Annotated in this window: 22 protein-coding genes and 1 tRNA gene; 9 read left to right on the top strand and 14 right to left on the bottom strand. The window is 60.4% G+C overall.

The annotated features are described in order from the left end of the window. Nucleotides 1-134 precede the first annotated feature (134 nt). The 3 genes from plsY (at nucleotide 135) to I2I01_RS12200 (ending at nucleotide 3,163) form a co-directional block, all read left to right on the top strand. Nucleotides 135-779 (top strand): glycerol-3-phosphate 1-O-acyltransferase PlsY, encoded by a 645-nt coding sequence (gene plsY / locus I2I01_RS12210; protein WP_196286770.1) that lies wholly within the window; start codon nucleotides 135-137, stop codon nucleotides 777-779. 340 nt (nucleotides 780-1,119) lie between these two features. Continuing rightward, nucleotides 1,120-1,695, top strand: a complete 576-nt coding sequence (locus I2I01_RS12205; RefSeq protein ID WP_196286769.1) for a hypothetical protein — start codon at nucleotides 1,120-1,122, stop codon at nucleotides 1,693-1,695. 100 nt (nucleotides 1,696-1,795) lie between these two features. Further along, the gene (locus I2I01_RS12200) at nucleotides 1,796-3,163 is read left to right on the top strand and encodes a dipeptidase (protein WP_196286768.1); all 1,368 of its coding nucleotides are present in this window, start codon (nucleotides 1,796-1,798) and stop codon (nucleotides 3,161-3,163) included. 57 nt (nucleotides 3,164-3,220) lie between these two features. Here I2I01_RS12200 and I2I01_RS12195 read toward each other — a convergent pair whose 3' ends face one another. The 7 genes from I2I01_RS12195 to I2I01_RS12165 form a co-directional block, all read right to left on the bottom strand. Next, nucleotides 3,221-3,877, bottom strand: coding sequence for a porin family protein (locus I2I01_RS12195; RefSeq protein ID WP_196286767.1), 657 nt, complete (start codon nucleotides 3,875-3,877; stop codon nucleotides 3,221-3,223). A 97-nt stretch (nucleotides 3,878-3,974) separates the two neighbouring features. Further along, entirely contained in the window at nucleotides 3,975-4,598 is a 624-nt protein-coding gene (locus tag I2I01_RS12190; protein WP_196286766.1) for a porin family protein, read from the bottom strand. 73 nt (nucleotides 4,599-4,671) lie between these two features. Continuing rightward, complete coding sequence (locus I2I01_RS12185; protein ID WP_196286765.1) at nucleotides 4,672-5,262, bottom strand: porin family protein; 591 nt, start codon at nucleotides 5,260-5,262, stop codon at nucleotides 4,672-4,674. A gap of 144 nt (nucleotides 5,263-5,406) precedes the next feature. Further along, nucleotides 5,407-5,988, bottom strand: coding sequence for a porin family protein (locus I2I01_RS12180; protein WP_196286764.1), 582 nt, complete (start codon nucleotides 5,986-5,988; stop codon nucleotides 5,407-5,409). A 192-nt stretch (nucleotides 5,989-6,180) separates the two neighbouring features. Then, nucleotides 6,181-6,972 (bottom strand): porin family protein, encoded by a 792-nt coding sequence (locus I2I01_RS12175; RefSeq protein ID WP_196286763.1) that lies wholly within the window; start codon nucleotides 6,970-6,972, stop codon nucleotides 6,181-6,183. A 134-nt stretch (nucleotides 6,973-7,106) separates the two neighbouring features. Further along, on the bottom strand, nucleotides 7,107-7,688 hold the full coding sequence (locus I2I01_RS12170) for a porin family protein (protein WP_196286762.1): 582 nt from the start codon (nucleotides 7,686-7,688) through the stop codon (nucleotides 7,107-7,109). A gap of 162 nt (nucleotides 7,689-7,850) precedes the next feature. Continuing rightward, entirely contained in the window at nucleotides 7,851-8,441 is a 591-nt protein-coding gene (locus I2I01_RS12165) for a porin family protein (RefSeq protein WP_196286761.1), read from the bottom strand. Between the two features lie 238 nt (nucleotides 8,442-8,679). Here I2I01_RS12165 and I2I01_RS12160 point away from each other — a divergent pair, with 238 nt between their 5' ends. Both I2I01_RS12160 and I2I01_RS12155 read left to right on the top strand, forming a co-directional pair. Continuing rightward, entirely contained in the window at nucleotides 8,680-9,750 is a 1,071-nt protein-coding gene (locus I2I01_RS12160) for an acyloxyacyl hydrolase (protein WP_196286760.1), read from the top strand. Between the two features lie 133 nt (nucleotides 9,751-9,883). Continuing rightward, nucleotides 9,884-10,528, top strand: a complete 645-nt coding sequence (locus I2I01_RS12155) for a DUF2306 domain-containing protein (protein WP_196286759.1) — start codon at nucleotides 9,884-9,886, stop codon at nucleotides 10,526-10,528. Between the two features lie 12 nt (nucleotides 10,529-10,540). On the opposite strand, the gene I2I01_RS12150 is transcribed toward I2I01_RS12155, so the two are convergent. From I2I01_RS12150 to I2I01_RS12125, 6 genes are all read right to left on the bottom strand, one after another. After that, nucleotides 10,541-12,076, bottom strand: coding sequence for a YifB family Mg chelatase-like AAA ATPase (locus I2I01_RS12150; protein ID WP_196286758.1), 1,536 nt, complete (start codon nucleotides 12,074-12,076; stop codon nucleotides 10,541-10,543). Between the two features lie 467 nt (nucleotides 12,077-12,543). Beyond that, nucleotides 12,544-13,134, bottom strand: a complete 591-nt coding sequence (gene lpcA / locus I2I01_RS12145) for a D-sedoheptulose 7-phosphate isomerase (RefSeq protein WP_196286757.1) — start codon at nucleotides 13,132-13,134, stop codon at nucleotides 12,544-12,546. Nucleotides 13,135-13,258: 124 nt separating this feature from the next. Beyond that, a complete protein-coding gene (locus I2I01_RS12140; RefSeq protein WP_196286756.1) occupies nucleotides 13,259-13,765 on the bottom strand; it encodes a hypothetical protein in 507 nt (168 codons plus the stop codon). 38 nt (nucleotides 13,766-13,803) lie between these two features. Then, nucleotides 13,804-15,648 carry an ABC transporter ATP-binding protein gene (locus I2I01_RS12135; protein ID WP_196286755.1) on the bottom strand — a complete coding sequence of 615 codons (1,845 nt, stop codon included), beginning with the start codon at nucleotides 15,646-15,648 and terminating at the stop codon, nucleotides 13,804-13,806. Nucleotides 15,649-15,667: 19 nt separating this feature from the next. Further along, nucleotides 15,668-16,018 carry a hypothetical protein gene (locus I2I01_RS12130; RefSeq protein ID WP_196286754.1) on the bottom strand — a complete coding sequence of 117 codons (351 nt, stop codon included), beginning with the start codon at nucleotides 16,016-16,018 and terminating at the stop codon, nucleotides 15,668-15,670. Between the two features lie 3 nt (nucleotides 16,019-16,021). Then, the gene (locus I2I01_RS12125; RefSeq protein WP_196286753.1) at nucleotides 16,022-17,968 is read right to left on the bottom strand and encodes a capsule assembly Wzi family protein; all 1,947 of its coding nucleotides are present in this window, start codon (nucleotides 17,966-17,968) and stop codon (nucleotides 16,022-16,024) included. Between the two features lie 235 nt (nucleotides 17,969-18,203). On the opposite strand from I2I01_RS12125, the gene upp reads away from it, so the two are divergent. The 3 genes from upp (at nucleotide 18,204) to I2I01_RS12110 (ending at nucleotide 20,264) form a co-directional block, all read left to right on the top strand. Further along, nucleotides 18,204-18,911, top strand: a complete 708-nt coding sequence (upp, locus tag I2I01_RS12120; protein ID WP_196286752.1) for a uracil phosphoribosyltransferase — start codon at nucleotides 18,204-18,206, stop codon at nucleotides 18,909-18,911. Between the two features lie 14 nt (nucleotides 18,912-18,925). Beyond that, entirely contained in the window at nucleotides 18,926-19,696 is a 771-nt protein-coding gene (locus tag I2I01_RS12115; protein ID WP_196286751.1) for a tetratricopeptide repeat protein, read from the top strand. A gap of 115 nt (nucleotides 19,697-19,811) precedes the next feature. Then, nucleotides 19,812-20,264, top strand: a complete 453-nt coding sequence (locus I2I01_RS12110; RefSeq protein WP_196286750.1) for a small multi-drug export protein — start codon at nucleotides 19,812-19,814, stop codon at nucleotides 20,262-20,264. Nucleotides 20,265-20,338: 74 nt separating this feature from the next. On the opposite strand, the gene I2I01_RS12105 is transcribed toward I2I01_RS12110, so the two are convergent. After that, a complete protein-coding gene (locus I2I01_RS12105) occupies nucleotides 20,339-21,748 on the bottom strand; it encodes a DEAD/DEAH box helicase (protein ID WP_196286749.1) in 1,410 nt (469 codons plus the stop codon). A gap of 235 nt (nucleotides 21,749-21,983) precedes the next feature. Here I2I01_RS12105 and I2I01_RS12100 point away from each other — a divergent pair. Continuing rightward, a tRNA-His gene (locus tag I2I01_RS12100) sits at nucleotides 21,984-22,057 on the top strand. Nucleotides 22,058-22,134 lie beyond the last annotated feature (77 nt).

The following is a 22,134-nucleotide window of genomic DNA, read 5'->3' as shown; positions in this document are numbered from 1 at the left end:
AGAACGTCATGCCGGGCGAAGCCGAAGCAGCTCGCGTGTGGTAGTAAATCCTGACGATTGGATTACTGCTGCGCACGAGCTGCTTCGACTTCGCCCGGCATGACGTTCTTTATGCCTTCAATTCCCCATTGCCCATGCCTTACCTCTACATCGCCCTCGCCCTGCTTGCCGCCTACCTGCTCGGCTCCATCCCTACGGCCCTGTGGGTGGGCCGCCGCTTCTTCAACCTGGCCGACATCCGAGAGCACGGCTCCGGCAACGCTGGTGCCACCAACACCTTCCGCGTGCTGGGGCCAAAGGCCGGCTCATCGGTCTTGTTTGTGGATGCACTGAAGGGCTTTGTGGTGGCGTTTTTCCTGCCGCAGTGGCTAGTGGCGCAGGGTGCCATCGCACCCGAGCACGAGTTGTACTACCGGCTGGCTTGTGGCGCGCTGGCCGTGGTGGGGCACATCTACCCAGTGTTTGCGCAGTTTCGGGGCGGCAAGGGCGTGGCCACCATCCTGGGCATGATGTTGGGCGTGGCCCCGGCCACGGTGGGGGTGTGCATCCTCGTCTTCATCGTGATGCTGCTCATCTTCCGCTACGTGTCGCTGGCCTCCATGACGGCAGGCGTGTGCTTCGCCCTGCTTCAGTTGTTGCCCCAGTTCCGGCCGGCGCAGCCGTTTCTGATTTACGTTGGCTTTGTGCTAGCCGCGTTACTCATCTACACCCACCGGGCCAACATCGGGCGGCTGCGGAGTGGGACCGAAAGCCGGGTGCCGCTGCCGTGGGCGAAGTAGCTAAAATTACATACAATGGCTGCTGACAGTCGCGTTATGGGAGTATGACCAGTTTTCAACGTTTACTTCGGCATATAAGCACCTTTCTCTTCATTGTTTCTGGCGGCGGGTTAGTGATAATATTTTCCTATATCCTTTTTAAGGTTTTTTCTGAATAAAAGATGTGTTTCTGCAATGCGCTAAGCAGTAGCGGGCCATTGCCAATACCACTACCGACACGTTTTGTCTGCAGCTTTTCGAAAACCACGAGAAAGATTGGCTGCTTGCCTGGAGGTTCGGCGTGAAGATGATAAAGCATCCAACTCGAGGCGAAAGTGTAGCGGGCGCTAGCTTCGCCGGTATGTTCCGTTTCCTCTTCGCTGTAGTGGCCGTGCTGCTCACGCTGCCCGCCGCCGCGCAACGCTACAACGTGCCCCTCGGCCCGGCGCCCGCTGGGTTCAACTGGCAGCCCTTGCCCCAGAGCAAAGCCGCCGCGCTGCTGCCTGCCGGCTGGTACTACAAGGCCGAGGGCGAGAAAAGCGCGCCCACCTACTACCTCACCCAAGAGGAGCCGGGCGAAACTGGCGAGTACCAAACCGGCCTCTCGCTGCAGGTGGTGCGCAAGGCCAAAGCCAAAACCCGCCACGCGGCCCCCGAATACGCCGAACTGCTGATGATGCGCACCGGCTTCGGCCACGGCCAGCAGCAGCTGGAGAAAACTGCTGCCACTGAAGGAGCGTGGCACAAGCGCACCGTGCGCTACCGCGACGCCCCGCCCGACGCCGAACCCCGCGTGGTGTACCAAATGGCCCTGGCTAACGCCAAAACCGATACGCTCTACCTACTCACCTTCGAGAGCCTCGAAAAAGACTGGACCGAAGCCTGGAAGCTGGGCGAGGTGATGGTGCGCGAGCTGGTGCTGGACGCCCGGCAGTAACTACTTGCATCAGCTGTTTTCAGCGTCCCTCGGCGGCAACTTCCCGCGCTGCACTCGCTACTTTTACCGCCGCATTCCCAACCCCTAAAATTCGCTTCGCATGGCTGCTTACCTCGCCGCTAATCAAACCCGCTTCCTCGATGAGCTGATGGACTGGCTCCGCATCCCGTCCGTGTCGGCCGACCCCAAGTTCCACGCCGACGTGCTACGCGCCGCCGACTACCTCAAGGCCCGCCTCGAAGAAGCCGGTGTGCAGAACGTAGAAATTTGCCCCACGGCCGGCAACCCCATTGTGTATGGCGAATACCTCGCCGCCGGCCCTGGCGCCAAAACCGTGCTGGTGTACGGCCACTACGACGTGCAGCCCGCCGACCCATACGAGCTGTGGAATTCGCCGCCCTTCGAGCCGGTGATTAAGGACGAGAAAATCTACGCCCGCGGCGCCTGCGACGACAAAGGCCAGGTGTACATGCACGTGAAGGCCTTCGAGATGATGATGCGCGATGGCCAGGGCGGCGTGCCCTGCAACATCAAGTTCATGTTCGAGGGCGAGGAGGAAATTGGCTCCAACAACCTCGAAATCTTCGTGAAAGCCAACAAGGAGAAGCTGAAAGCCGACGTCATCCTCATCTCCGACACCGGCATCTTGGCCAACGACGTGCCCAGCATCGAGGTGGGCCTGCGCGGCCTGAGCTACCACGAAGTGACCGTGACTGGCCCCAACCGCGACCTGCACTCCGGCCTCTACGGCGGCGCCGTGCAAAACCCCATCAATGCCCTGTGCGAGATGATTGCTAGCCTGCACGACGAAAACGGCCACATCACCATCCCCGGTTTCTACGACAACGTGGACGAACTGAGCGCCGACGAGCGCGCCGAAATGGCCAAGGCTCCGTTCTCCGAGGAAGACTTCAAGCAAAGCATCGGCCTGCCCGATTCCTACGGCGAGAAAGGCTACAGCAGCATGGAGCGCACCAGCATTCGCCCCACGCTCGACGTGAACGGCATCTGGGGTGGCTACACCGGCGAGGGTGCCAAAACCGTCATTGCCTCGCAGGCCCACGCCAAAATCTCGATGCGCCTGGTGCCCCACCAGACCTCGGCCGAAATCACCGAGAAATTCAAGCGCCACTTCGAAAGCATCGCGCCCCAGGGCGTGACCGTGGAAGTACGCCCCCACCACGGCGGCGAGCCCGTCGTCACGCCTACCAACTCCATCGCCTACCGCGCCGCCGCCGATGCCATGGAAACCACTTTCGGCAAGCGCCCGGTGCCCACGCGCGGTGGCGGCTCCATCCCCATCGTGGCCATGTTCAAGTCCGAACTGGGCCTCGACACCGTGCTGCTCGGCTTCGGGCTCGACTCAGACGCTATTCACTCGCCCAACGAGCATTTCGGCGTCTTCAACTTCCTGAAGGGCATCGAGACCATCCCGCACTTCTACCGCAACTACGCTGCGGCGCAGTAAACCACAGTCGGTAAAGCTTAACACGAAGCCCCGTTCTCACCCGAGAACGGGGCTTTGCTATTCGGTTCCGCCGGTGCCCCGGCCCCGGAAAAGAAGCCCCGCGTACAGCTGAAACGTTTGGGTATAGATGTCGGCGTCGCGGTAAAGGCCGGGGTAAGCGCCCGAGCGGAACAGCGAGGTCAGGCCCGCGCAGTAGCGCACGCCCAGCAGCAAGCCATTATCGGCCTGGAACCCGGCTCCGGCGGCATAGCCCAGCTCGAAGGGTTTGAACTTGTCGCGGTTTTCGAAGACGCTCTGTCCGTTCGATTCGAGCCGGGCGCTCAGCAAGTAGGAAAAAGTGAGGCCGGTTTCCACGAACAGCCCCACGCTGCTCCGCAGCTTCACCAGCGCGGGCAATTCCAGGTAGGCCAGGCGTTGGTCGCCGTACGCGTACTGGTTAGTGGGTAGCACAAAGCTCTGGCTACGGGCTCCTTTTTGCGAGTATAGCAGCTCGCTCTGCACTGAGAAGACCGGTCCCAGGGGCAGATTCAGCACCCCGCCGCCGCAGTAGCCGCCCAGGTTGCCGTTGCCGCCGCGGGTGTCATTGCCCCGGTACTGGGCCAGGCTGCCACCCAGCTTGAGGCCCACGCGGCTTGTGCGGGTGAGCTGAGCTGCGGCGGGCTGCGTGCCGGCCAGCCCGGCGAACAGGGCAAGCAGGAGCGGCGTATTCGGCATAAAAGAGAGATTCTGAAAGGAGAAAGGGTGGTAAAGTAAACGCAAAAGCCCGGCTTCTGTGCAGAAGCCGGGCTTTTCCTGGTGCACCCAATGCAGGTTATTTGCCGCCGAATAAGAACCCTATGTACAGCTGCAGGGCGCTGTTGCGCGCCTGGGCCTGAAAGCTTCGGCCGGCGAAGGACTGGGACTTGGGCGCGTTGGTGAAGGCACCGTTGTAGCGGAACCCCACCATCGGGCCACTGTCGGCCTGGAAGCCCAGCCCCAGCACGTAGCCCAAGTCGACGTCGTTGAAAGTCGCCTTGTTGGCCTGGCTGGTGCTATTCGAGCCGCTTTCCACCGTGGCTTTGGCATCAATCAGCACCCCGGCCTGGGGGCCTACTTCCAAAAAGAGCTGGCTGAATTTTGCCTTGAGCACCACCGGCACGTCGAGGTAGTGCAGGGTCTGGTAGCCGGTGAGGTTGGCGCCGCCGAAAGCAGCTTCGTCTTTGGTGCCCTTCATGGAGTAGAGCAATTCGGGCTGAATGGACAGCCGGTCGTTCAGGCCCAGGTTGGCCACCAAGCCGGCGTGAAAACCCAGCTTATTGCCGCTGGTACTGGTCGCGTCTTTGCCCACAAAAGTAGAAAGGGTGCCCCCGGCTTTGATGCCAAAGCGGGTTTCTTGCGCGTGGACCGCGGCGGTAGTGCCAGCAGTCAGTAAGAAAAGGAGGAAAGGTTTTTTCATTAAAAAAAGCGAATGGATAAAGCGTCGGGTAAAGCTACGCTTGCGCCGGCATCCATTACGCGCATGAAAAACCCTAGCCCCCGAACGAGTACGTCAGGTACAGCTGAAACACGCTGTTGCGGAGGCGGTTTTGCACCGTGGTGTTGCCCACCGTCACGGCTTTGGGCAGGTTGGTGACGCCGCCGTTATAGCGCAGCCCAATGCCCAGGCCGGTTTTGCGCTGGTAGCCCAAGCCCGCCAGATAGCCAAAATCAACGCTATTGGTGGCGTCCTTCACGTCCACTGCCACGTTGCCGGTTTCCGCCTTGGCCGCGAGCAGAAAGCCAACCTGCGGCCCGGCCTCAAAAAACAGCCCGTCGGCGTTGAGGTGAAACGCCAGGGGCACGTCGAGATAAGAAAAGCGCGTGCGATAATCGGTCACGTTGGCCACCTTCGACCCCTTTTGCGAATAGAGCAGCTCGGGCTGAAAAGCCACCATGTTGCTGAGGCCAATATTGGCGAAAACGCCGGCATGAAAGCCGAACAGGCCTTCGCGCTCGCCAGCGTCTTTGCCTATAAACGAAGCATAAGTAGGACCCGCCTTCAAGCCCAGCGAAATGTTCTGGGCCTGCGCCGTCCCTGCGAGCCCGGCCAGCAGCGCCAGCGTAAAAATCGTCTTTTTCATAAGGGAAGTATGATAGATGAGGCCGCAAAGCTACGCCTGGCGGCCGGGCACCGGCCCTTTCCTTCCGAACCTCCCAATTGCAAACGCCCGGTTTTCGCGAGGGAAACCGGGCGTTTGCGAATGCCGGAAGGCGTGCCGCTGGCCCTATCCGCCAAACGAATAAGCCAGCACCGCCCACACGGCGCTCGACTTGAACTTGCCCGTGCCCAGCACCGTCGAGGTATTGCTCTTGAAGATGTTGGAAGCGCCGCCGTCGTAGCGCACGCCCAGCGACGGGCCCTTGCCGAAACGGTAGCCCACGCCGGCCATGTAGTTGAGCACGACGCCATTCAGCTCGCTTTTGGTGTCGGCCGCGTCCTCGTTTACGGCCTTGATGGGAAAGTCGACGGCTGGCCCCGCCTCCAGGTACAACCCGTTCAGGTGGTAGCGCACCAGCAGTGGCACGTCGATGGACGTGATGTCGCGGTTCAGGTTTTCGTCGTTCGACGTATCGAAGTAGCGCTTGCTGTACAGCACCTCCGGATGAAACGACACCTTATCCGACACCTTGAAGTCGGCCGTCAGGCCCGCCTGGTAGGCCGAGTGGCTCACCGAGGTGTACTGGTTGTTGCTCAGAATCCGGTCGCGGCCGTAGCCCACGGTAATGCCAAACGTGGTGGCGCTCTGGGCCTGGGCGGCCCCGTAGGCACCCAGCAGCAGGGCCAGGGTAGTGATGAGCTTTTTCATAAAATCAAGCGAAAGATGAAGATTGGATGAAGTTGATTTTGTGTGAGTTATGCTTACAATGGCCGTATACTAGCGCCGGCCGGCCGGGGTTGTGAGCGTCTTCCACAGATTTTGGGCGCGCTGCCCGCCGGACACAAAAAAGCCCGGCCTTGCAAGCAAAACCGGGCTTTTACCGAAGTAGGGTTCCGCAGCTTATTTGCTGCCAAAGACGTAGCCCACTTGGAGCTGAAACGTAGAGCTTCGAACCGTTGGGTTCAGGAACGTGGCGCTGTACGACTTCCCCTGATAGGGCTTTAGCGCGGCGGCGGTGCCTTCGCCTTCCTTATACACGCGGCTGATGTCGCCGGTGTAGCGCACATTCAGGCTCAGGGCGCTGGTGAGGCGATAACCCAGGCCCACCGCGTAGCCAAAAACTGCTTTGTTGAAGTCGTTGGTGGTGTTGTCGACGGTGAATGCATGCAGGGTGGGGCGGATGGTGGTGCTGTTCTTGCTGCGGTCGGGGCCGCCCAGCACCACGGTGGCTTTGTCGCCGCTCACCTCGCCCCGCTGAGCGAGCAAAAAGCTCACCTGCGGGCCGACTTCGACAAAAAAGCCCGTTCCGTTGTTGCCGCCAAGATTCACGCGTACCAGCACGGGCACATCAAGGTAGCTCAGGGTCTGGCTGTACGTGCCCGAGCCTATCGGGCCGTAGGTGTTGCCGCTGTTAATAAACACGGGCAAGTCGCTGTTGTCCTGGTTGTAGTCCAACTGCGTGCCCTTTTGCGAAAACAACACCTCTGGCTGAATCGAAATGAGGTCGGAAAGGGCGAAGTTGGCCGTAAAGCCCGCGTTCAGGCCGACCTTCGCTTTGGTATCGGTGTTGTCGGAGCCGGTGTAGCCGGACAGGTTGGCTCCCGCCTTAAGCCCGAATTGGATACCCGACTGCGCTCGCGCCACGGTGCCGGTGCCCAGCAGCAATGCCAGGGGTAGAATGATTTTTTGCATAACTGAACGTAGGTGGACTAAAAGTGACCCCGAAGCTACGGTGCGGCAACAAACCCGCCCGCCGGAAGTAGGCCGGCGCACAAAAAAAGCCCGGCTTTGTAGCAAAGCCGGGCTTTTCAAATTGGTTGGGAAGCTTATTTGCCGCCGAACATGTAGCCTACATACAGCTGGAACGCGTTGTTGCGAACCTTGGCCGCCGTCGTGCCCGACTCTTCTTTGTCGATGCTCGTGATGCCGCCGTTGTAGCGCAGGCCAATCATCGGGCCCGACTCCAACTTGTAGCCCAAGCCCACGGCGTAGCCGAAGTCGATGGTGTTGAGGCTTTCCTTGATGTCAACGTCGTTGGTGCCATCGGTCGATTTGGCGCTAGCCAAAATGCCCAGCTGCGGGCCGGCCTCAAAGAACAGACCGTCGGCGTTGTACTGGAACATCACCGGAATGTCGATGTAGTTGAGGTTGATTTTGTACTTCGAGTTGTCGGAGTCGGCAGCGCCTTTCATCGAGTACAGCACTTCCGGTTGCAGCGACAGCACATCGCCCAGGGCCAGGTTGGCCACCAGGCCGCCGTGGAAACCAAATTTGTTGGAAACACCCTTCGCGTCGGCGCCGCCGAGCGTGGTGAGCGAGCCGCCGGCTTTCAGGCCGATGCGTGCTTGGGCCGATGCCGTGGCCGAAATGCCCACTGCCAGGGCCAGGGATAGAATAACTTTTTTCATTACTTGCTGAGAAAAAAAGTGTGAAAGGTGAACTACAGCGCAAAGCTAATGGAAAATGAACTTGTAATAGCGGATGGTATATATAAACCAAGCTTTAGCATTGTGTAAATAAAAACGCCCGGCTTCTGACGAAGCCGGGCGTTGCAAAACCAGAGCAGGCTATTACTTGCCGCCGAACATGTAGCCGAGTTGCAGCGAGAACACGCGGTTGCGCTGCTGGTCGTTGGCGTCGCCGTCTTTGCCCACGCTGTTGATGTCACCGTTGAAGCGACCCTCAATGCTCAGGCCCGCCGGGAGCTGGTAGCCAATGGCGGCCACGTAGCCCAGCGCAATATTCTGGTAGGCGTCGTTGTCCAGGTCGATGTTCTTACCATTGCCGTCCGAGAGCTTTGCCTTGGCCAGGTAGCCAATTTGCGGGCCGGCCTGTAGGAAGGGGCCATTGCCATCGCCCAGGGTGTAGCGGAACATGATGGGCAGCTCAATGTAGTTCAGCTTGAAATTGTAGTCGCTGCCTTTAATTTCAGTGCCTTTTTGCGAGTAGAGCAGTTCGGTCTGGAGCGACAAGGACTCGGAAAAACCAAAATTGGCGGCCAGGCCTCCCACGGCGCCGAATTTGTATTTGGCATTGTCCACGTTATCGCCCGAGAAAGTGGTGTAATTGACGCCGGCTTTCACGCCGAAACGGGTGGATTGGGCGTTGGCCACGGCAGCAGTGCCAACCAGCAAAGCCAGTGATAAAATTGTTTTTTTCATGATATAAGAAATGATAGGGGAATTCTGAAGAAAATCTGTAGAGACAACAGAATCGTGGCTTATAGCGGCTAGAAGGGGAGCGGGGTTGTGGGCCCAACTGGTTTTTTTATTTGGGGGGTAGCAGCAGCGGCGTCGTATTTTTGAGGGCGGGCCGGCAAGCACAGGCACTCAAGGAGTTATTATGCAGTATCATTCAGGTTTTTGGATATTTGGGGCTGTGTTAATTTTTTTTGCGGGGGTGAAAGCTCAAGGGCAGGCCGTGGATACAACGGCGGCTCAGCCGGCTCCGCACGCGCCGTTTGTAGTGGGAGCCTACGCGCAGGGCAGCATCATTATGGCGCACACCTACGCCATCCGTCACCTGGTGGCCTCGCACCCCACGGGGTTCGAAATCAACCTGCAGCGCCAAACCACTGGCGCCGCCCCCTGGCACGGCTGGTACAAGTACCCGAAAATCGGCATGGCGCTCACCTACTATGATTTTCACAACCCCATCCTGGGGTACGCTTTTTCGGCCAGCCCCTACATCAGCAAGTCGTTTTCGCGCGGCGCCAAGCACGATTTCAGCTTTCGCCTAGGCGCGGGCCTGGCCTACCTCACCAACCCCTACAACCAGGAAACCAACCACAAAAACACCATCGCCAGCTCGGCCCTGAACGCCACGCTGCAGTTCCGGTTTGAGTACGACTACGCCCTCACGCCGCACCTGGGCCTGCTGGTGGGCGCCGGCCTCAACCACTACTCCAACGGCGCCACCACCAAGCCCAACTTCGGCGTGAACCTGCCCTCCGTGGTGCTGGGGCTGAACTACTATGAGCAGCGCCACCCCAACCTGGCCAACGGCAACGCGCCCGCGCCCGAAGACGTAGGCAAGCTGTTCTACAACGTGAGCACCAGCCTGGGCTACAAGCAGCGCTCCGAAGGCGACAAGCAGAAATACCTGGTGAACTCCGTGACGCTGGCCGTGGGCCGCCGCATGAACCGCAAATCGAACCTGCTGCTGGGCGTGGAGGGCTTCAACGACCGCAGCCTGAAGGCGACCCTGAACGACACCACCCGCGCCGGCCTCCGGCAGCCCGACGTGAAAAAGGCCGGCGTGTTCATCGGCCACGAGCTGCTGTTTGGGCGGCTGGCGTTCGATTCGCACCTGGGCTTCTACGTGTATGCGCCCTACAAATCGAGCACGCCCTACTACGAGCGGCTGGGCCTGAAATACCACTTCACCAAGCTGCTGTTCGGCGCCGTCGACCTGAAAATCCACCGCGGCGCGGCCGATGTGATTGAGTTCAAGGTAGGGGCGAAGCTGTAGCCCGCGCCGCCGCTTCGTCGGGCTGCCAAGGCAACTTGGCTCCATCAACCGACGGTTGAGCAAGGTTTTGGATGGCTGATGGCGAAGGCGGGCCCATTTTCGGATGCGGTTCAATCAACCCGCGCCCGTTCTCATGGAAACCTTCTTTCAAGCCAACCGCTACCTGCACATCACGGCCGGTTTTATCGGGTTTTTTGTGGCGCCCGTGGCCCTGGCGGTGCGCAAGGGCGGCCCGGCGCACCGGCTTTGGGGCCAAGTGTTTTTCTGGGCCATGGCCGTGGCTGGTGTCACGGCGTTGGTGGGCGCGCAGCACATTCACAGCCTGTTTTTGCTGCTCACGGCTATTTTCAGCCTCTACATGGCGGCGTTTGGCTACCGCTCTTTGTATTTGAAGCACTTGGCCTGGGATGCCCGGGTGGCCGTGGGCGATTGGGCAATGGCCGGTGTGGGCCTGCTCGTGTTTTTGAGCACGGTGGGCTACGCGGTGGTGGCCCGCAACATCCCGGTGGGCGTCTTCGGTGCCCTTGGGGCAATGACGGCTGCCCGGCAGCTGCGCGGCTACGCCAACGCCGGGCATTGGACCAAAAAGCAGTGGCTGCTCAACCACATTTCGGGCTTTATGGCCTCGTACATCGCAGCGGTGTCGGCCTTTTCGGTCACCAGCCTCCACTTCATTGCCTTCCCCTACAATTTCCTGTGGCCCACCGCGCTTGGTGTGCCCGTCATCGTGTGGTGGCACCGGCGGGTGCAGGGGAGTCAGTTAGTGGCAAGTAGCTAGCGGCCCTAAAAGTTACCCTGCCCAGCCCTCGCGGTCGAGGCTGCGGTACTGGATAGCTTCGGCCAGGTGCGGCAGCTGAATGGCTTCCGCGCCGGCCAGGTCGGCAATGGTGCGGGCTACTTTCAGAATCCGGTCGTAGGCGCGGGCTGAGAGGCCGAGGCGTTCCATGGCGGTTTTCAGCAGCGTGCGTCCCTCCTCGCTGATGGCGCAAATATCCTTCACCATCTGCGGCGGCATCATGGCGTTGGAATGGATGTCGGCGTAGTCGCGGAAGCGGGTTTCCTGCACCGCGCGGGCCCGGTCCACGCGGGGCTGAATGTCGGCACTGGTTTCGGCCTTGCGTGTTTCCGTCATCTGGTCGAACGTCACGGGCGTCACCTCCACGTGCAGGTCGATGCGGTCGAGCAGCGGGCCTGATACCTTGTTCAGGTACTTCTGCACCACGCCCGGGCCGCACACGCACTCCTTCTCGGGGTGGTTGTAGTAGCCGCAGGGGCACGGATTCATGCTGGCTATTAACATAAAATTGGCCGGAAACTCAATGCTCACCTTGGCCCGCGAGATAGTAACGCGGCGTTCCTCCAGGGGCTGGCGCATCACCTCCAGTACGGTGCGCTTAAACTCGGGCAGCTCATCCAGAAACAGCACGCCGTTGTGGGCCAGCGAGATTTCGCCGGGCTGCGGGTTGCCGCCCCCGCCCACCAACGCCACATCCGAAATAGTATGGTGCGGCGCCCGAAAGGGCCGGCTGCTCAGCAGCCCACCGCCGCCGAGCTTGCCGGCCACCGAATGAATTTTGGTGGTTTCCAGCGCCTCCTGCATGCTCAGGGGCGGCAAAATGCTGGGCAAGCGCTTGGCCAGCATGGTCTTGCCCGCGCCGGGCGGCCCTATCATAATCACGTTGTGGCCGCCGGCCGCCGCTATTTCCAGGGCCCGTTTGATGTTCTCCTGGCCCTGCACGTCGGCAAAGTCGGCCGTGTATTTGTTGACGGAATGCTGGAACAGCTCGCGGGTGTCGACCACGGTGGGCGCAATGTCCAGCCGGCCCTCGAAGAAGTCGATGGCCTCCTGCATGCTGCTCACGGCAATCACGTCGAGGTTATTGACAATGGCTGCTTCCTCAGCGTTTTGCTTGGGCAGAATGATGCCCTTGAAGCCCTCCTTACGGGCCTGAATGGCAATGGGCAGCACGCCCCGGATGGGCCGCAGCTCGCCATCCAGGGCCATTTCGCCCATGATGATGTATTCTGGCAGGCGCTCGGTGTTCAGCTGCTGTGAGGCGTGCAGAATGCCCAGCGCAATGGGCAGGTCGTAGGCCGCACCTTCCTTGCGGATATCGGCCGGGGCCATGTTTACCACGGTTTTGGTGCGCGGCATGCGGTAGCCCCGGAACTTCAGCGCCGCCTCAATGCGCTGCTGGCTTTCCTTGATGGCATTGTCCGGCAAACCCACCACGTTGAACCCCGTTCCGGCCGAAACCACCACTTCGATAATGATGGTGTAGGCGTTGACACCCTGCACGGCCGAGCCGAAGGTTTTGGTAAGCATGGGGTTTGGGTAGAGCTAGGAGCGTTTGACGAATGTGAGGGTGTACAGAATGGATATCGATTCTGGAGAGGTTTTAGAAACGGGATACTCACCAAGAAAAAGCTTCCTGCCACTGATAGTAAATGTATGCCGCCACGGCTTTTTGCCAGCATACTGCATTTCAAGCAGCTTCGAATTTACCAGTCTATAAGTGAAAACCTGAATTGTATTTGAGCCAGGCCACCGGATGGAGCCGTGATTGTCTGATTTGAATTCGAGTGTGACACTGTCAGGAATAACATCATCATTGTGATGCCTTACGGTGCCATCTATTTCCAGTGTCGAGTATGAATAAGGGGTTGGATAGTATGCTACCCATCTTCCAACCAGTTGCTTATCGTGAGGGGGCTGTCCCGCCGCCGTATAGATAGCTGATAAGCTAACCAACAGTGCTAAAGAGAAAAGCTGAATTGCCCTGCTCATCTATTTCAACTAACCACCAGTTTCTCAATCAGCATAATCAGAATGTGGATGACTTTGATGTGGATTTCCTGAATCCTATCTGCATAACCAAAATGCGGCACCCGGATTTCCACGTCGCTGAGGCCGGCCAGTTGCCCGCCGTCCTTCCCGGTCAGCGACACCACTTTCATTCCCAGTTCCTTGGCGGCTTCGGCAGCGCGCAGGATGTTGGGCGAGTTGCCGCTGGTGCTGATGGCCAGCAGCACGTCGCCAGGGCGCCCCAGGGCCTCCACGAAGCGGCTGAACACGAACTCAAAACCGAAGTCATTGGCTACGCAGGTCATGTGCGAGGCTTCGGTGAGGGCAATGGCGGCCAGGGCGCGGCGGTTTTGGCGATAGCGCCCGCTAAGCTCTTCGGCAAAGTGCTGGGCGTCGCAGAGGCTGCCGCCGTTGCCGCAGGTGAGAGCCTTGCCACCGGCGCGCAGGCTGCTGGCAAAAACTTCGGCCGCCTCGGCAATGCGGTTCAGGTTGGCCGGGTCGGCCAGAAACTGCTCGAGCACGCTGCGTGCTTCGCTAAGCTCGGCATGAATGAGGTCAGAAAGGGGAGTGGCGGGCACGTTGAAACGGTGTTCAGGTTAAAAATTCGTTTGTCATCCTGAGTGCAGCGAAGGACCTTCTCACGCTTAGACTGCTAGCGTGAGAAGGTCCTTCGCTGCGCTCAGGATGACAGACGGTGGGTAATCACGCCAGCGGCGGGCGCTCGGCGGGTGGGGTATTGCTCAGGCTGGGGTCGCTTTGCGGGAAGGTGGGCTGGGGCAAGTGGTCGGGCGTGCGGTACTCGGTATTGCTCACCGTGCCGGCGGCCTGGCTTTGCGTAGGGTGGGCGGGCAGGGGCTCGCCCAGGGTGCGGCCGTCCACAGTGCGGGCCGTGGCCACGGCCACGGGCGCAGTGGTGCGCTGCTGATGGTCGTAGAGCTTGGCTTTTAGCTCGTTGATTTTGTTTTCCTGCTGGCTCACCGAGCGGCGCAACAGCACACTATCCAGGTTCTCGGTGATGAGATGCAAAGCCAGCAGGCCGACCCCAATCAAAAACAGGGTGTAATAGAAGCTGCGCTCCTTTTCCAGCTCCGACAGGCCGGAGCCCATGTCCATCACGGTGGTGCGCACGGCCGGAGCCAACACTAACAACAGCGCCAGCAACAGGTAAACCATTACGGCGACGGTAACAATGCGTTTGAGAGCGAGCATGGCGGAAAAGTTGGTTAAGGTCGAAAGATAGAAGGTTGTTACACCAGCGCGGCGTTGGTTTGCAGCGAGCTCAGGCGCTGGTACACGCCGCCTTCGCGTCGCACCAGCTCGTCGTGGGTGCCGCGCTCCACAATGCGGCCGTGCTGCAGCACCACAATTTCGTCGGCGTGCTGCACGGTGCTCAGGCGGTGGGCAATGACCAGCGAGGTGCGGTTCTGCATCAGGCGCTGCAAGGCTTCTTGTACGAGTTTTTCGCTTTCGGTGTCGAGGGCCGAGGTGGCTTCGTCCAGAATCAGGATGGGCGGGTTGCGCAAAATGGCCCGCGCAATGCTCAGCCGCTGCCGCTGCCCGCCCGACAGGCGCGAGCCCCGGTCGCCAATCAGCGTCTGGTAGCCCTCGGGGCTGGCCATGATGAACTCGTGGGCGTTGGCAATGCGGGCCGCGTCCATCACCTCGGCCTCGGTGGCCTGGGTATTGAAGCGGATGTTGTTGAAAATCGTGTCGTTGAAGAGGATGCTTTCCTGGGTCACAATGCCCATCTGGTCGCGCACCGAGTGAAGGGTGCAAGCGCGCACGTCGTGCCCGTCGATGAGAATCTGGCCTTGGCTGGGGTCGTAGAAGCGGGGCAGCAGGTCGGCCAGCGTGCTTTTGCCGCCGCCGCTGCCGCCCACCAGCGCCACAGTATGGCCTTTTTTGATGCGCAGGTTGATGTCGTAGAGCACCGGCGTTTCGCCGTAGCTGAAGCTCAGGTTCTGAAACTCGATTTCGCGCTCAAACGGTGGCAGCACTGCGGCATTGGGCCGGTCTCGGATGGCGGGCTCGGTGTCGATGATGCTCAGCACCCGCTCGCCGGCCACCAGCCCGCGCTGGATGTTGCCAAAGGAGCTGGACAGTGCCTTGGCTGGCGTCAGCACCTGCGAAAACAGCACGATGTAGCCGATAAACTTGGCCGCCGTCAGGTCCGACTGCCCACCCAGGACCAGGGCTCCGCCGAAGTAAAGCAGGCCGGCTACCACCGTTACTCCCGCAAATTCGGAGAAAGGCGAGGCCAGGTCGCGCGTGTTGTCGATGTTGCGCGAGGTGCGGGCATACTGGTCGTTCTGGTCCATGAACTTGCCCAGGATGTACTGCTGGGCATTGAAGGCCTTGATGACCCGCACCCCGCCCAGGGTTTCATCAATCACCGAGAGCATGGTGCCCAAGGTTTTCTGGCTTTGCTTGGCCTGCTTGCGCAGCCGCTTCGACACCGTGGCAATGATGCCGCCGGAAACGGGCAGCAAAATCAGCGAAAACAGCGTCAGCTTGGCCGACATGGTGAACAGAATGACGAAAAAGAAGATGATGGTGAGCGGGTCGCGGATGACGCCGGTCAGCGTGTTCACCACCGAAGTTTCCACCTCCTGCACGTCGTTGGTGAAGCGCGACATCAGGTCGCCCTTACGCTCGCTGTTGAAGAAGCCCAACGGCAATTGCAGAATGCGCTGGTACAACTCAAGGCGCAGCCCGCGAATTACGCGGGCCCGCACCCGGGCAATGAGCCGCAGGCTGAGGTAGCGAAACAGGTTGCTAAAAAACACCGACCCCACCACTACCAGGCACACAAACGTGAGCGCGCCAATGCGGCCGTGCTCCACAATAACCTGGTTGAAAAAGTATTTGAAGGCGTCGGTAACGTAGGACACGCTCAGCGAAAACGCCGGCAGCCGGGTGGGCGCGTCGGCCACCGTCTCTTTGGTGGTGCCAAACAGCACGTCCAGCAGCGGAATGATGAGCGTGAAGTTGCCAATGCTGAAAAAGATTGTCAGCAGCGTATACACCAGGTAAAGAGGCAAGAAGCTGGCCCAGGGCCGCGCGTATTGCAGAATGCGTAAGTACGTTTTCATAACGTTAAGTCAAGCTCGGTTAAGGACGCCGGAACTCCGCCGTTACTTCAATATGGCCCCGAATGTGCTGGTTAAACTCGGCCAGCTGTTCCGCCGGCACCCACAATTCATTGTGCTGGGCATCGCCTACATTTTGCACCGGAAACTGGCTCAGGTAGGCCGCGTCCACTGCAAACCGCACCACGTAGCCCACACCATAGTAGGGCACGTTCCAGTCGCGGCTGATTTGAATGGCGTAGTCCTCGTTCGTAACCGGGTAAAAGATGGGCTGCTCCGGCAGCCGGGGCGGAAATTCCCGCCAGCCACTGGCCGCAATCAGGTCCAGCTCCTGCTGGTTCACGGGGCGAAATAAGTCGGTGGTTTCGGCCATGGCTTAAAACTCGTGCAGGCGCTGGGCAATGTTCCAGCGCAGGGCCAGCGAGGCGTACACCTCGTTGCCGTCGAGGGCGGGCGTGAGCGAGTAGGTTTGGTGGCGCGCAATCAGCTTGGCGTCCAGAAACAGGTTAAGGCGCGGCTGGTAAGTGGCCGTGAAATCGGCGTGCAGCAGGCGGCTCTTGTTGCCCTGGGCGGTGCGGTTGCCGTATTCACTCACGCGGGTGTTGTAGGACTTGAGCACGTTGCCGCCGTAGTTGGCGCCCGTCAGGTCGGCGTTGGTCAGGTCCAGGCCCTGCTCCGAGTAAAAGGCCTTGCCCACCAGCATCAGGCGGGGCAGGGGCTGGTAGCTGAGCACGCCCAGAATTTCGGCCAGGTTGGCGCCCATAGGGTGGGCTAGTGGCTGCATGTAGTGCGTGTAGGCCGTGTAGTAGTCCTCGTGCTGGTAAGTGTAGGGACGGATGTAGTTGAACTCCACCTGCAAATCCAGGTTGCGCACGCCGGCCACATCAATGTATTTGCCACCCAGCTGGAATGCCTGTTTATTGCCCCACCAGCCGTTGCGGGCCCGCACTTCGCCAATTTTGAATTCATCGAGCACCAATTGGCCATAGAGCTGCGCCGTGTGGAAAATATTCCACTTAAAATCAAGTCCCAAAATGGCGTTGTCGGCCGAGCCCACCTGCTGCTCCACAGCGCGGTAGAAAATAATCGGGTTCAGGTACTGCAACTCCAGACCGCGCCCGGGGCCGCCGGCAATTTCCGACTCAAACACGCCGATGTTCAGGTTCGAGGTTACATCGAGGCTGAGGTGGTGCAGGGCCAGGTATTTCTTGGGGTACACGCCATCAACCGGGCTGCCGGCCGAGTTGTAGGTGCGCCGGCCCGTGAGCTCGGCAAACAGGTTCTGGTAGTTCAGCTTCCAGACACGGGTGTTCAGCTTCAGGAAGAAATATGGCGTGCTGTAATCCGACAGAATCAGCGAGCGGTAGCCGTTGCCGATGAAGTTGCGGTCGTGCCCCAGTTGCACGTTGATGTGCTTGGTGGCTGCATAGGTGAGGTAGCCCCGCGCCGAGAAGAAATCGTACTGGCCGGCGCCGGTTTTAAAAGGTTTCCAGTAGCCTTCGTGCGGCACAATGGTGTCGCGTGCAATGCGGTTCTGCACGTACAGCGGCACCCGCTCCTGGTTGTCGGTCAGGAAGGCGTAGAAGCCCAGGCGCTGGTCGATGGTGCCTTCTATTTGGGCGCCGCGCGTGTTCACGTAGCGGATGCCGTCGCTGTTCTGGTTGTCCTTGCCCACCGACAGCAGCGCCACCGGATTCACGCGCAGCGTAAAATCCTTGCTGTCGACGTGGTAGAAATCGGTTTGGTCGCGGTAGAAGTAGTTTAGAAACGGCCGGGCACTCTGGTTCAGGTCGTTGCCCTGCGCCGAGTTGGCCCAGTTGTCTTTCAGCAAGTATTGGGCGTTGAAACGGTCGGCCCGCGAGAGGCTGCCGCTGCGCGTGGCCTGCGCGCTGTCGGGCCCCAGCATGCGCTCGCCGAGGTGGGCGGCCGCTGTGCGGGTGTAGGGCCGCACGCTGGTGTGCGGGTCGCGCAGCGAGTCGGAGCCGAACTTGATGGCGTAGCGGTCGATGAGGCGGTAAATGTCCGGGTCGAGCGGCACGTAGGTGGCGCCCTGCGTGGCCTCGAAACCGTTGCGCGACACCTGGGCGGTGCGTCGGGCGCCACCGGGCGCTGGGGCGCGGCGCACCGCCTTTTCGCGGGGCGCACGCCGCCGGGGCGTCTCGGCCACACTATCCAGCGGCTGGTCAAAAATCAGCCAAGGCGATTTTTCAGCGGCGGGCGCCGGGGTGGCGGGGGTGCCGGGGGCGGGCACGGCCGGCACCGTTTGGGCGGCGGCGGCCCCGGCCAGCAGCGTCAGGCCAATCAGGAGCAAGGTTTTGGGCATAGAATCGGATAAGCGCCCGCCGGGGCCACGCCGCACGGTCGTACAAAAGTCAAACAAGGCAATTTCTTAACAAACCTACGCAGCAGGCCGTTGGCGGGTCGATACCGGGCGCAGGCCCGCGGCGACGGAAGCCGACGTTTTTCGCCTTGCTTTCTTGCTAGCGCCCGGTTTTGGTGCCAACTTCGGGGCATCGGCCGCGCCTGTTGCCTGGCTATACTCTCAACGCTCCGTTCTTATGGCCACGCCGCCCGTTCCCTCCGCCGTTCCCTCGCCAGCCGCCGAAACGGCCGAGGCCCGGGCCAACATCCACGTGGTGTGCGCCGAGCCCAGCATTGCCAACCACTTCCTGGCCGAGCTTCGCGACAAAGACATTCAAAAGGACAGTCTGCGCTTCCGCCGCAACCTGCAGCGCCTGGGCGAAATCATCGCCTACCGCATCAGCGCCCACCTCAGCTACACCGACCAAACTATTCAGACGCCCTTGGCCGAAACCACCGGCAAGCTCCTACACGACTTTCCCATTCTGGCCACCGTGCTGCGGGCCGGCTTGCCGTTTCACCAGGGCTTTCTGAATTATTTCGACCAGTCGCCCAGCGCCTTCGTGGCCGCCTACCGCATCGAAGGCACGGCCCAGGTGCAGGTGCAGGTCGACTACCTCTCGGCCCCGCGCCTCGACGAGCGGGTGCTCATCCTGGCCGACCCCATGCTGGCCTCCGGCAAGAGCCTCGTGCAAACTTACCGGGCTATGCTACGCTTCGGCACGCCGCGCCAAGTGCATATCGCGGCCGTCATTGCCTCGCCCGAGGGTCTGGCCCACGTGGCCCGCGAAATTCCCGAAGCCACCCTCTGGGTAGCCGCCATCGACGAGAAGCTAAACGACCAAGCCTACATCGTGCCCGGCCTCGGCGATGCCGGCGACCTGAGCTACGGCAGCAAGCTGTAGCGGCGCGTAAGTACATGTCGCCGCACTTCACCCTTCTGGTCGGCCTGCTGGCGGTGCTGGCCTGGCTGCTGTGGCGGCAATACCGGCCCGCTCCGGCCCCGGCCGCCAAGCCCCGGCGCCGCGCCAACTTGCCGCCCATTTCCACGGGCATCGACACAGTGTTCGCCCTAGATGAGCCTGCTTATCGAAAATTCGACGCCCGGCAGTGGCGTGGTGCGGTTCAACTTTGCCTGCTCCGTGACGGAGAATTGCCGGGCCTGCGGCTAAGCCATCTGTTTGAGAAGGAGCGCCCCGGCGATTTCAATGACGGCGACCGGGCGTTTCAGGCGGCTTTGCAGGAGAACATCAACAAGCTCAAACTGAATATTGCCCAATACACCGCGCGCATAGCCCAGTCTGCGTCCGATGCGGTGGCTTACAATAACCGCGGCTACGTGCTGCTGCTGCTCGGCGAATACAAGCAAGCCATTCCGGATTTCGACCAGGCCATTGCGCTGCGGGCCACCGAGGTGTACGCCTTCGCCCACAACAACCGCGGCTTTGCTTACCTGCGCACCGGTCGGCCGCAAAAGGCATTGGCCGACATCGAACACAGCCTGTTGCTCGACCCGGACAATTCTTACGCCCACCGCAACCTAGGCATTTATTACTATGAGCAAGGCCAGCTGGAGGCCGCTCTCGCCGCGTTGGAACTGGCGGCAACCCTCAATGCCGAAACCCCTAGGCTAAACGCATACTTGCGACTGGTGCGAAACGCACTTGCCCCCAAAGACCCCGCTGCGTAATATATTTTCCGGAAAGGAGCATCCGCCCCGAACCAAATAGCCGTCTCCTATCTTTGTCACGCGCCCACCCCGCGTTTGTTGCCCCCTTCCACCCGCCTGCCTTTCCGCCTTCGCCGTGGTTCATCCCGCAGTTAAGTTCGCGTCCGTGTTCCTGCTGAGCACGGTCAAATTTTTGGGCGGCCCGCTGGCCGGGGCCTCCATGGGCCTGCACTTCTGGCAAACCCTAGCCCTCACCGTAGCCGGCATGATGACCAGCGTGTTCGTCTTCTCCGGCGTGGGCGGCACCTGGATGCGCCACCGGCAGAAACAGCGTCGCCTCCGCCGCGAGCCCATCTTCACCAAACGCTCGCGCAACATCATCAAAGTATTTCGCAAGTTTGGCATGGGCGGCATTGCCTTCCTTACGCCCATTTTGCTCTCGCCCATCGGGGGCACGGTCATCGCCACGCTGCTGGGCGTGCCGCGGCAGCGCATTATGCTGCACATGTTCCTGAGCGCGCTGTTCTGGGGCACGGCTCTCACCTTCGCCAGCATCCACTTCGGGCACTTGCTGCACCACGGCAAATAGAAGGGTTGAGTTTTGAGGGTTGAATGTTAAGTGGAAAAGTTAATTCAACATTCAACCCTCAAAACTCATTCCTTCTAGCGTCCGCGCCGCTTCAGCGCCTTCACGCCGGGGTCGGAGCCGCGCTTTTTGCCGGGGTTCGCTTTGGCGCCCTTGGTGCTCTTTTTCTTGCCTTCCACAAAGGGTTTGCCGGTGCGCTTGTCGATGGTCACGCCGGGCTTAATCCACTCCTTGCGCTCGTGAAAGGCACCTTTGAAGTTGGGGTCTAACTTCTTGCGGCGGTCGTCGAGTTCCCGGCCAATCTGCTGCCGTTCTTCGAAGGAGGTATCCTCTATTTTCACTTCGGCGGGCAGCGGTAGCAGCTCAATCTTTTGGTTGATAAGCTGCTCGATTTCGCCGATGTGCACCATTTCGGCCTCATTGGCGAAGGTGATGGCCGCGCCCGTGTGCTGGGCCCGGCCCGTGCGCCCGATGCGGTGCACATAGTCGTCGTGCACAATGGGCACGTCGAAGTTGATGACGTGGCTCACCTGCGGCACATCGATGCCGCGCGCTGCCACGTCGGTGGCCACCAGGTAGCGCACCCCGCCGGCCCGGAAGGCCTCCATGCTGTTCATGCGGGCATTCTGGCCCTTGTTGCCGTGAATGACGCGCACCTCGCCCACCGGCGCCTTGCGGTCGAGGAAGTGGGCCACCTGGTCGGCGTGTTCCTTGGTGCGCGTGAACAGCAGCACCCGCGTCATGGTGGCGGCGTCGCGGTGCAGCAGGAAGTGCAACAGGTTTATTTTCGTGAGCAGGTTGGGCACCTCGTACAGCGTCTGCGATACTGTGGAGGCCGTCTGGGCCGGCGGCGTCACCTCCACCCGCACCGGAAACTCCAGGAATTCTTCGCTCAGGCGCGTCACGCGCTCTGGCATGGTAGCCGAGAACAGTGCGTTCTGCCGCTTGCGCGGAATAATCTCCAGAATGCGCCGAATCTGGGGCATGAAGCCCATGTCCATCATCTTGTCGGCCTCGTCCAGCACCAGCGTTTTCAGCTCTTTCAGCACCAGGTCGCCTTTCAGGTAGATTTCCATCAGCCGACCGGGCGTGGCAATGAGCACGTCGAGGCCCTTGGCAATGGTTTCAATCTGCGTTTTCGGCCCCAGCCCGCCGTAGATGGCGAAAATGCGCAGGTCGGTGTTCACGGCCAGTGCCTTCAGGTGCGCCTCAATCTGCATGGCCAGCTCGCGGGTGGGAGCCAGCACCAGGGCCCGCGGGTGCAGTCCCTGGGCATACTTCACCTTCATCAGCAGCGGCAGGCCAAAGGCAGCGGTTTTGCCGGTGCCAGTTTGGGCAATGCCCAGCACGTCGTGCCCGGCCAGCAGCAGCGGAATGGTTTGCTGCTGCACCGGCGTGGGCTCCGAGAAGCCGGCATCGGCCACGGCGGTAAGAAGTTGCTTGTTGAGCTTGAAGTCGCTGAACGACGGGGCGGGCGTGGGTTCCATCCGGCAAAGGTCGGCATTTCACAGCGGGCGAGTACCGAACGACATAAAAGAACGTCATGCAGAGCGCAGCGAAGCATCTTTACCGCTTCATTGCGTAGCGGCTGATTACTTGCGCGGTAAAGATGCTTCGCTGCGCTCTGCATGACGTTCCAGCAAAAAGCCGCCATCACCGGCAAGAACTTTTTTTGCCGATTTCCGTCTTTCTTTCTACCTTTGCCCCACCAAAACAAACACGGTAGATATAGCTCAGCTGGTTAGAGCGTCGGATTGTGATTCCGAAGGTCGTGGGTTCGAACCCCATTATTTACCCTCTCAAAGAAAAGTCCCCGGAATTATCCGGGGACTTTTTTGTTGCTAGCTTTAATCCCGTTTTAATACGGAATTCA

Origin of the sequence: Hymenobacter properus (assembly GCF_015694735.1) — a bacterium.
In the GTDB taxonomy this organism is placed as follows: Bacteria; Bacteroidota; Bacteroidia; order Cytophagales; family Hymenobacteraceae; genus Hymenobacter; species Hymenobacter properus.
Note: the sequence above shows the minus strand (reverse complement) of the source record. Positions and strands in the feature narration are given on the sequence as shown.